This window comes from uncultured Paraglaciecola sp. (assembly GCF_913020055.1).
Taxonomy (GTDB): Bacteria; Pseudomonadota; Gammaproteobacteria; order Enterobacterales; family Alteromonadaceae; genus Paraglaciecola.
Genome location: NZ_CAJWCF010000127.1, coordinates 1 through 10,481 on the forward strand (window position 1 = coordinate 1; position 10,481 = coordinate 10,481).

Here is a 10,481-nt window from a genome sequence, read left to right on the forward strand (position 1 = left end):
TTAACTATGTTGCGTTACGAAGTAAATGATTTACGCGCCTTCTTTGAAAACGATCTTCGTTTCCTTAAGCAATTTAATTAGGTCTGGCCAAGAATATGAAATTTAGCGAAAAGTGGTTAAGAGAGTGGGTTAATCCATCTATTTCAACAGATGAGTTGTCAGAACAACTGAGTATGGCCGGTCTAGAAGTTGACGGTGTTGAAGCAGTTGCTGGTGAGTTCTCAGGTGTTGTTGTGGGTGAAGTGGTCGAATGTGGCCAGCATCCGGATGCAGATAAATTGCAAGTCACCAAAATCAATGTCGGTGGCAATGAACTACTCGATATAGTGTGTGGTGCACCCAATTGTCGTCAAGGTATCAAAGTTGCAGTAGCTAAAGTAGGGGCAGTATTACCCGGTAATTTCAAAATTAAAAAAGCCAAGCTGCGCGGCCAGCCTTCATTTGGTATGTTGTGTAGCTTTTCTGAATTAGGTATATCTGACGATCATGATGGCATACTTGAGTTGCCTTTAGATGCGCCAATTGGTCAAGATGTTAGACAATATTTACAACTTGATGATGTCACAATTGAAGTGGATTTAACGCCTAACCGGGCTGATTGTCTGGGTATTAAAGGTTTGGCTCGTGAAGTTGGTGTACTTAATCAAGCGCCAGTAAACGAACTTCAAGTGCCCGAGGTTGCAGAAAGTATTACCGATAGTCGTAACATTCAATTGCTTGCGCCTGAAGCATGTCCTCGATATTTAGGTCGCGTCATTAAGGACATTAATCTAAATGCAGTGACCCCTTTATGGATGGTTGAAAAACTAAGACGTTCTGGTGTCAGAAGCATTGACCCTGTTGTCGACGTAACCAATTTTGTGTTGTTAGAGTTAGGGCATCCAATGCATGCGTTTGACAACAATAAACTGGAAGGGGATGTTGTTGTTCGTTTTGCTCAGCAAGATGAAAAGCTTACCTTACTAGATGGTAATGAAGTGACACTTCAAGCAAACACACTAGTCATTGCCGATACTAAAAAAGCCTTGGCTATGGCCGGTGTATTTGGTGGACTTGACTCAGGTGTGACTAGCGAAAGTACAGATATCTTTCTTGAAAGTGCTTTTTTTGCGCCCGACGCTATTATGGGTAAAGCGCGTCAATATGGCTTACACACTGATGCTTCTCATCGCTATGAGCGAGGTGTTGATCCTCAGCTACAACAGATAGCTATGCAACGTGCATCACAATTGTTGCTTGATATTGTTGGTGGTGAAGCAGGTCCAGTGATTGAAGCGTTAGATTCATCTCACATTCCTAAAAATCGTTCGGTGACGTTAAGACACTCTCGATTAACCAAAGTATTGGGCATCGAAATTGCGGCTGATACCGTTACTGATATTTTTAAACGTTTAGGGTTTACGGTTTCTTTTGATAACCAAGTATGGCAAATCAATGTTCCGCCATATCGTTTCGATATTAGTATCGAAGAAGATTTGATTGAAGAAGTTGCCAGGGTGTATGGGTATAACCAGATCCCTGATATAGCGCCTGTTGCAAGTTTGAAAATGTCGCAACATCAAGAACAAAAAGTACAGTTAAACCAATTGAAAAACACCTTGGTTGAAAGTGACTACCAAGAAGCTATTACTTATTCATTTGTTGACCCTAAAATTCAATCTTTATTGTTTCCTCAAATGGAAGGTTTGAAATTACCTCATCCCATTTCTTCAGAAATGTCGACGATGCGGGTAAGTTTATGGACGGGCTTATTACAGTCGGTTTCATATAATCAAAAACGCCAACAAGGCAGAGTAAGATTATTTGAGTCCGGTTTGCGTTTTATTCCAGATAGCAGTGAAAAAACCGGCGTAAAACAAGAGCTTGTTATCAGTGGTGTGGTTTGTGGATTAGTTGCCGATGAAAACTGGGATAGCGCAACTCAAGCAATTGACTTCTTTGATGTGAAGGCTGACGTTGAAAACCTACTTAATTGTGCTGGTGTTGAGGATTATCGCTTCCAAAGTACGCAACATAGTGCGTTACATCCAGGCCAATGTGCGGAAATTTTAGTAGGTGATAACTTGCTAGGATACATTGGAGCCGTGCACCCCCAGTTTGAAAAAAGCCTAGGGTTAAATGGCAGAAGCTTTGTCTTTGAGTTAGAAATTAGTGCTTTATGGTTAAAAAAATTACCTAAAGCGCAAGAAATTTCAAAATTTCCTGCAAATCGACGTGACATTGCAATCGTAGTAGACGATGATAAGTTAGTTGGCGATATTTTGAATTGCATAGAAAAATTTGGCGCAAATCAATTAGTTGGCCTAAACTTGTTCGACGTGTATCGAGGCAAGGGAATTGCACAAGGAAAGAAAAGCCTAGCGATTTCACTTATTTTACAAGATAAAAGTAAAACACTAGAAGAAAACGACATTCAGGCAGCAGTTGATGGTATTTTAGCTACGTTGTCGCAAAAGTTTGAAGCATCTTTGAGGGATTGACGGTATGGCGTTAACCAAAGCCGAAATGGCGGAACATTTATTTGAAAAACTTGGGATCAATAAGCGTGATGCTAAAGATCTGGTTGAAACATTTTTTGAAGAAGTGCGTGAGGCCTTAGAATCAGGCGAACAGGTAAAGTTATCTGGATTTGGAAATTTTGATTTAAGGCAGAAAAATGAACGCCCTGGTAGAAACCCTAAAACGGGTGAAGATATTCCTATTAAGGCGAGGCGAGTGGTCACATTTAGACCCGGACAAAAGCTCAAAAGTAGAGTTGAAAGTTCTAAACCTCTAGATTAGAGACAGTTTAGAAATAGTCATATACTAAAAAACCCGGTATTTACCGGGTTTTTTTATGGGCTCTTTAAAAATTACTTAATAACAGATACCAGTGCTTTGGCTAACGTATCAACGTTAGACTTGCTAATTCCAGCAATATTCACACGGCTAGAGCCAACAAAATATACACTGTGTTGATCGCGTACAGCTTGTACTTGCTCGGGGGTAATACACAAAAATGAAAACATGCCTTTTTGTTTTTTAACAAATTCAAAATCTTTACTTGAACCGTATTCATTCATTTTTGATACCAATAATGAACGAAGATCTTGCATACGACAACGCATCGCTTCAACTTCAGCCATCCATTCATGACGTAAAGTCTCATCATTCAAAATAATATCTACTAGTGCTCCACCGTACGATGGGGGCATAGAGTATATGCCGCGAGCAATGGATTGAATTTGACTTTGAATAGCTTGGCGAGTGGCACTGTTTTCAGTGACCATCACAGCAATACCTACTCGTTCGCGGTATAAGCCAAAGTTTTTAGAGCAAGATGCAGCAATAATCACTTCTGGTAAGTTGTTGACTAATAAACGCATGCCGAAAGCATCTTCTTCTAAACCGTCTCCAAAACCTTGATAAGCGGTATCCACAAAAGGAATAAAACCGGTTTTTTGAGCGAGTTCTAAGACCACTTGCCATTGTTCGTTGGTCAAATCAGCCCCAGTGGGGTTGTGGCAGCAGCCGTGTAATAACACAACATCGCCTTTTTTGACTTGGCTAAGACATTCGACCATACCGTCAAAATTGATACTAGCATTGGCTTTATCAAAGTACGGATAGGTTTGAATAGTGAGCCCTGCGTTACCAATCAATGGAATGTGATTGGCCCATGTTGGGTCGCTAACCCAAACTGTTAGGTTTTCATCGCAGCGTTTAATTAATTCTGACAGTATTCTTAATGCGCCACATCCGCCTGGAGCCTGTACAGCGGCTATTCGGTCAGCTAACAAAGCTTGACTATCTTTGCCTAGCATCAGTTGCAACATACCATCTATATAGCCCTGAACACCTTGTGGGGTAATATAGGTTTTAGTGTCTTCTTTACCTAAAAGAATGGTTTGTGCTTTGGCCACAGAATCGAGAATAGGTGTGTGACCTTGTTCGTCTTTATAAACACCGACACCTAAGTCAATTTTCTTAGGGTTTGTGTCAGCTTTAAATGCAGCAGACAAACCTAGAATTGGGTCGGCAGGAAGCTGGGGCAATACTTCAAACATGATGTTCCTTAATGATAAAATGAGCGCTTATATGTAATAAGTGCTCATTATGCCATTGGTACAACAAAATTCGAGTCAAATTCGCACTAATTTATACTGAAATGAAAACTCTGGCTGGAAGTGCATGTGGCTGTGTTGTCATAAGTACGTTCGAACCATGTAACATTTTGCCGTTTATCAACTTTTAGTACTGTGGACGAGCGGGTGCCATACTCATCACCAAGAATAAAAATAGACGAAAGACGGCGTTCCCAATCAATAGGTATACCGGTTTGGGGTAAATTTTCGTCAGCAGCTAAACTCTTGTCTAACAACAGCTTAAATAATATATCTGGATTGATATCGTGGCCATCTTGACAGTACTCTTCTAATTTCCCCACGCCCTTATTTATTTTAGGCCAAGGACTATTTAGACTCGCATTCGATAACCCATAATAGCCGTCGGTTAAATGTTGTATCTGGTCCAAATGATTATTGTATACCGCTAACGCATCCCACTTTCCAAATAATAGGTTATAGCCGTTATAGTTTTCTTTGCTGTCGCTTAAGATTTGTTGATAGTTGTTTACTGGGTTTTGCAGATAGTGACTGACTAATTCACCTCTCGTAATGGCATCAGCACATATTTTTTTCGGATCGCGAATATTGGTCAAAGAGGCGATGTAGCCAAGTTTATTGATACCCATCCAAGTGCCACCTGCTTGCAAATCTTTGCCGGCAATTATGCCATGTTCAGAATCCCATAAGTGAGACTCGGCTGTGCCCCTATTAAAGAACTCATCACGATTAGCAGCAATAATGAGTGGGTAATCTTTATGTTGATTAACAGCAACAAACAAAATACACATAACACCCTCTACGCACAGTTAAGCGTTTATTTAATCTTTAACTTATCAACTTGGGTAAACAAGCTGTTGGCGTTGCCAATAAATTTATCGGTTGGTACTGCAGACGTTAAATTGTATGTGGGTGGCAATAATACTGGGTTGTAGCTAGGTCGAGAATCAAATTCATCATTGTTTAAAAAGCCCAATGCGTAAATAGGCGCCAGAATGATGAAGGTCATCGAACATGCAATGATATTGCGCCTATGATTGGTTTGATGAAAAGCAATAAATAGACTTAACCATATAAAACCACCAACAACTAGGGCGAATATGAGCAATTCTAACCATATAAACCATGTCCCTGGGTGAATGTTAAATATCGCGATTTTTTGTAATAATATCAATGTATTAGTTAGTAATACTAATAACCAGGTTAAACTGAATTGGCTAACAATATGGCTCTCTTTTTTGACAACCTTGGCCAAAATAGCAAAGCTTAAAGGCCATAAAGAGAAAACCGCTAATTGCCCTAATTCAGAGGGTAGGGCTTTAATCAAATTGAACTCTTGAACGCTGCCCAAATATTTTGTCAGTAATAAAAAGCCCAAACATACAAAGGATAAACAAATAGCTAAAAAGCTTTGGTTTAACCAACTCATATTTTCTTCTAATTCACTCAAAGGAATGGCTTCAACTAAAGGTACTTTAGTATCGATTATCCTTAAGCGTGTACGCCCAATTTTTATTATGTCATGGGAATTCAGCGTAGCTTGCCTGACGAATTTATTGTTTACTTTGATGCCATTGGTCGACTGACAATCATTGACCATTAGCTTGCCCGATTCAGGGTCGATGGCCACCAACATATGGCTAGGACAAACGTAAGGGTCGTCTAATCGTAAGTCATTGTTAAAGTCTCGGCCTACACACACATAATCTTGTTCAAATTTATAATGTTTAAGAGGGATGTTTTTTCGAGAAAGCAGTTCTAAAACTATTGCCATGATATTGCATCCATAAATTTCTGAGTAAATACCAAAGCAGACTCTTTGCTTACGCCAGCCAGTGTATAGTGGCTAATTAACCCTTGGTGGGTATGGTCTAGTGTCGCGGCAACAAAAAGCACGTCATAGAGTTGATCAAATTCTTTGTAGGCCCTTAAACAGAATACTGTTTTGTTGGTCACACCATTGATGTTAGTGACTTTATCTTGCTGACAACGAAAATTTGTCACGTCGGTTTTTGTCGCATTGTTACTGGCGCCTGCACCGGTAATACTTTGTGAATAGAAATTATAAAAGCGATGTTCTCCCAAAGACTTACCATCTAACCATTCAAACTCAAGTTCAAGCCCTCCTGTACGTAAACCGTTGTGCAAATATATCTGTTCATCTAACTGACAACGGTTTTCGACCGACAAATATAAAGCCTCTTTATCGCTAGTATTTGAGCCACCCCAGCAAGAGATAAAGTCAGTTATCTTCGAAGGGATCATGGCTTCCCCTAAAACACTAGTGGGCCAAGTATGGTTATTCAGCAAGGCAAAAAGTTTGTTTTGATTATCTAATAATTGTTCTTGTATACGAGGTTTTAGTTGCTCATTTTCTAACACTTGAGCGTTTTGGCTTGTTAGCAACCCTTGAATTTTTGCTAAAGGAATAAGAAAACCAATTTGATTGCCAGCCGTAGCCACATTCACACCCATCACTTCACCAAGCTCATTGACCACAGGGCCGCCACTCATTCCAGGATTAATAGAACCGGTAAAATGAATACGCTGGTAAAAGCTACTTTTCTTTAATCCATTAAATGTACCAGGCACCACAATCATGCCCAAGTCATGGGGGTTACCCAGAGAATAAATAGCACTACCTTGCTTGGGTAGCGATTGGGCAATTGGAAATGCACTTTCTTGTTCAGACAAGGCCACCTTTCTAACTAATGCCAAGTCATTGATAACGTCTACATCAACCAGCTGAAGTTGTCCTTCGGAGCCATCATGGGCTAAATATTCAATCCTGAATTTGTCAGGGTTATACACATATTCAGAGACCACATGGTAATTCGTTACTACATTACCTGAAGTATCGATTTGAAAACCGGAACCGATTGATGATTTATTACCTGACTCTAATTCAATTATTTTAATTTGATACAGTGCAGTACGATATTGTCCAAATAGGTTTTGAGCGGTTTGTTGGCTGTGTGCAAGCGAGCAAAACATAGACAACATAAATATAAGAATTCTCAAGATGTGTGTTCCAGTGACAATTAAAATTAGCGGGGCCAACTTGGCGGGGTTATTAACATTAGTCAGTCGGTTAACATTCTGTTTACTCTCGACAAAATAGATTACATGAGCGACCATTCGCCTAGTTTAAATTGCATAAGCTAAGAATGAAATGCTTGATAGAGTAAATACTCCTATTCTTTGTGATCAAGTACCAAGAATAGGTAATAAATTTAGTCAATGGTTGGGAACAAGGGTATTAAAGCTTATGGGCTGGCAATATAGCGGCAGCTTTCCTTGTTGCTCTAAGATGATAATTGCGGTGGCACCACATACATCAAATTGGGATTTTGTGTTGGGAATTGCAGTTGCATTTAATCTACGCTTAAAAATCACATTTTTTGGAAAACATAGTATTTTTATCCCCCCATTTGATCGCCTTTTGCGACGTTTGGGCGGAATACCCATTGAGCGCAGTGCCAACCATGGAGTAGTCGATGCGATGGCAGATAAGATGCGAGAGGCCGACAATATGGTTCTGTGTCTTGCTCCTGAGGGGACGCGAAGCCCCATATCTCCTTGGAAAACTGGTTTTCTGCATATTGCTCACAAAGCCAATGTCCCGGTGTTTTTGGTAGCATTTGATTATAAGAAAAAACTTATCGAATTTGGCCCACGACATGATATAGGTGACAATACGCAGCATGAGCTGAATAGGATTTATCTGCACTTCAAACAAGCACAAGGTAAATACCCAGAAAAAACGATTACTAAAGTTGTTCCCCCAGTGGAGATAGAGATTGAAAAATAAAGGTTTTACCACCCGTTTGGTACACGCAGATAGGTTATTGAATACCCCTGAAAGTGGTGCCGTACATCAGGCTACTAATAATTCAGTGCTGTTTGAATATAAAGATGCCCAAGATTTGGTAGATGTTTTTCAGGGTAAAAAAGCAGGACATGTCTATTCTCGCTCGTCTTCAGGCTCCAATGTTGCACTACAAAATATCCTTACTCATCTAGAAGGTGGAGTAGGGGCTATTACTTTTGCAACAGGCATGGCAGCCATAACTGCAACTATGTTCAGCTTGTTTAAAGCAGGTGATCATCTAATTGTTAGCCATTTTTTGTTTGGTAATACCCGTAGTTTTACCGAAACCATGCAATCCATGGGCATTGAACTCAGTTTTGTTGATGTGACCGATGTACAAAATGTGAAAGCTGCGTTTAAAACAAATACTAAAGCAGTGTATTTAGAAACAATAGCCAATCCTGTTACTCAAGTCGCAGATTTGCGGGCTATTGGTCAATTATGTGAGTCTAGAAAGGCACTGTTTTTAATCGACAATACTATGACTCCACCTAATATTTTTGATGCTAATGCAGTTTTGGCTTCATTAACCATTAGTTCACTAACAAAATATATCGCTGGTCATGGCAATGTTTTAGGTGGTTCTGTAGTCGATACAGGGTTATTTGATTGGAGTAGTTTCGATAATATCTTGCCCATTTACCGCGGACCAGATCAGACCCAATGGGGGCTAACCCAAATCCGAAAAAGGGGCCTTAGAGATATGGGCGGAACCTTATCACCTGATTCAGCTCACGCTATTTCTATTGGTTTAGAAACCTTAGTTATGCGCACTGAAAAAGTGTGTGAAAATGCCATGCGTTTGGCGTCTTACTTGCACTCTCACGATAAAGTTTCAGCCGTTTATTACCCAGGTTTAGCCGATCATCCTCAACATTTTTTAGCCAGAGAATATTTTGATGGTTACGGCGGGATCTTAAGTTTAGATTTGGCTGATGATATAGACCCCATTCAATTTTTAAATGCACTAGATTTAGTGATTTGTGCCACCCATTTAGGTGATACTCGTACCTTAGCCTTACCGGTAGCCTCTACTATCTATTTTGAAAGTAGTGCACAACAAAGACAAGAAATGGGTGTAAATGACAAAATGATCAGAATGTCGATTGGTATTGAAGACATAGACGATTTAGTCGCCGATTTTGAACAAGCATTTGCTGAATTTTAGCCCCTAGACAGCAGTTGGTCTTTTTCTAGCCAGCGGTTGTTTAGCCAAGTTTGAATGTCATCAATTTCTGCAAGGCTGTAATGTTCAAGGGTAATAGTAATCTTTGCCGGATCAGCGCGTAAGCAATTCCAAATGTGCACATTTTTTTGGTGATAGTCGATGGTAATATCAACTAAGTTTGTGTCTATGTTAGCGTGTTGCTTAATCATTTTTAAACCACCCGTTTTGGGTTTTAGAAGGTGCCGATAGGGTACTTTCTGATTGACTCTTTTGCTCTCAGTGAAGCGGGTTCCTTCTGGAAAAATGAGTAATGCGCCAGATGTTTTACCATGGCCTTTTGATGCCTTTTGGATAATTGAAAAATCGCTTTCGCCTGTGCCATTTTTTTTACCTCGGCTTAACCTTGGAAAATTGAGCACTAAACATATCCAACCAATGATAGGAACCCAAACGATTTCTCGTTTAACTAAAAATTTAATAATGGGTCCATTGCCAGTAATAACTTGCTGTACCAGTGGAATGTCGAACCAGGATTGATGATTGCAGATCACAACAGGCGTTTGCTGAGTATTGGGGTTGCCTTTGATTACCAGTTCGATGCCTAATACACGTTGCATCCAAAAAGTATCTAACTTTACGGCGGTGCGATAAATATGATCTGCTATAAAAGTGCTCCCGCGAGAGACTACCGGCAAAGGCATTAGCCAACTGATTATCGAAATCGGAAGTAGCAAAACAAAACCAAGCAAAAGATTGGTCGTTACCCACAGTGCTGAGGAGAAACTTATGAAGTTTTTCATAATAGTATTGTTGATAGATTTAGACGCAATTTCTTCAATTCCAGATTTTATCAATACCAACGATCAGCAGTCCAAGGCCAGCTGTCCATATCCCACAAGCCAACACATCGTAAGCTGAGTATCTCAAACGTGGCATACCGCTGACACCGGTTAACAGCGGCACAATACTGCGTATCGCAGTAATCAGTCGTCCAAACAATATTGCGAAGTTACCGTATTTTAATATTCGTTTTTCAGCTTTCTCTAAGCTATCAATACGCTTTTGTGCAAAACGGGTATGATAAAATCGAGGGCCTAGCCAGCGTCCGAAATAATAGCCGCTATGGTCGCCAAGTACAGCTCCGAAAAAAGCCAGAGAAAGAATTTGAGACAAGGTCGCAATTTGTTCTACGTACAAAATGGTACAGACTGATAAAAGAATTACACCGGAGACAAATAAACCTATACCAACACAGGCTTCGAGAAACGCTATCAAGGGAACGATCATCAAAGCATATTGCTGATGCTTGAGTAACCACGATGTTATGAATTGTTCGATT

At 40.1% G+C, this 10,481-nt stretch carries 11 protein-coding genes; 5 read left to right on the forward strand and 6 right to left on the reverse strand.

The genetic code is table 11. The features are described 5' to 3' along the window. From QZ488_RS19490 to ihfA, 3 genes are all read left to right on the forward strand, one after another. Positions 1–81: hypothetical protein (locus tag QZ488_RS19490; RefSeq protein WP_293751898.1), on the forward strand; the 81-nt coding region annotated here is incomplete at its 5' end. Positions 82–95: 14 nt separating this feature from the next. After that, the gene (gene pheT / locus QZ488_RS19495) at positions 96–2,480 is read left to right on the forward strand and encodes a phenylalanine--tRNA ligase subunit beta (RefSeq protein WP_293751878.1); all 2,385 of its coding nucleotides are present in this window, start codon (positions 96–98) and stop codon (positions 2,478–2,480) included. Between the two features lie 4 nt (positions 2,481–2,484). Continuing rightward, entirely contained in the window at positions 2,485–2,781 is a 297-nt protein-coding gene (gene ihfA / locus QZ488_RS19500) for an integration host factor subunit alpha (protein WP_293751880.1), read from the forward strand. Between the two features lie 71 nt (positions 2,782–2,852). Here ihfA and QZ488_RS19505 read toward each other — a convergent pair whose 3' ends face one another. From QZ488_RS19505 to QZ488_RS19520, 4 genes are all read right to left on the reverse strand, one after another. Then, positions 2,853–4,046, reverse strand: a complete 1,194-nt coding sequence (locus tag QZ488_RS19505) for an amino acid aminotransferase (protein WP_293751882.1) — start codon at positions 4,044–4,046, stop codon at positions 2,853–2,855. Between the two features lie 86 nt (positions 4,047–4,132). Continuing rightward, on the reverse strand, positions 4,133–4,894 hold the full coding sequence (locus QZ488_RS19510; RefSeq protein ID WP_293751884.1) for an NRDE family protein: 762 nt from the start codon (positions 4,892–4,894) through the stop codon (positions 4,133–4,135). 26 nt (positions 4,895–4,920) lie between these two features. Beyond that, the gene (locus QZ488_RS19515; protein ID WP_293751886.1) at positions 4,921–5,877 is read right to left on the reverse strand and encodes an FHA domain-containing protein; all 957 of its coding nucleotides are present in this window, start codon (positions 5,875–5,877) and stop codon (positions 4,921–4,923) included. Then, on the reverse strand, positions 5,868–7,124 hold the full coding sequence (locus QZ488_RS19520; RefSeq protein WP_293751888.1) for a serine protease: 1,257 nt from the start codon (positions 7,122–7,124) through the stop codon (positions 5,868–5,870). Before QZ488_RS19520 ends, QZ488_RS19515 begins: the two co-directional genes overlap by 10 nt. A 151-nt stretch (positions 7,125–7,275) precedes the next feature. Between QZ488_RS19520 and QZ488_RS19525 the strand changes: the two genes are divergently transcribed. Next, positions 7,276–7,914: a 1-acyl-sn-glycerol-3-phosphate acyltransferase gene (locus QZ488_RS19525; RefSeq protein WP_293751890.1), complete on the forward strand. Its 639-nt coding sequence runs from the start codon at positions 7,276–7,278 to the stop codon at positions 7,912–7,914. Beyond that, complete coding sequence (locus QZ488_RS19530) at positions 7,904–9,142, forward strand: cystathionine gamma-synthase family protein (protein WP_293751892.1); 1,239 nt, start codon at positions 7,904–7,906, stop codon at positions 9,140–9,142. The genes QZ488_RS19525 and QZ488_RS19530 overlap by 11 nt, the downstream gene beginning before the upstream one ends. On the opposite strand, the gene QZ488_RS19535 is transcribed toward QZ488_RS19530, so the two are convergent. Further along, complete coding sequence (locus QZ488_RS19535) at positions 9,139–9,942, reverse strand: 1-acyl-sn-glycerol-3-phosphate acyltransferase (RefSeq protein ID WP_293751894.1); 804 nt, start codon at positions 9,940–9,942, stop codon at positions 9,139–9,141. The genes QZ488_RS19530 and QZ488_RS19535 overlap by 4 nt on opposite strands. Positions 9,943–9,976: 34 nt before the next feature. Further along, positions 9,977–10,481 (reverse strand): DedA family protein (locus QZ488_RS19540; RefSeq protein WP_293751896.1); only part of this gene is annotated, 505 nt, incomplete at its 5' end.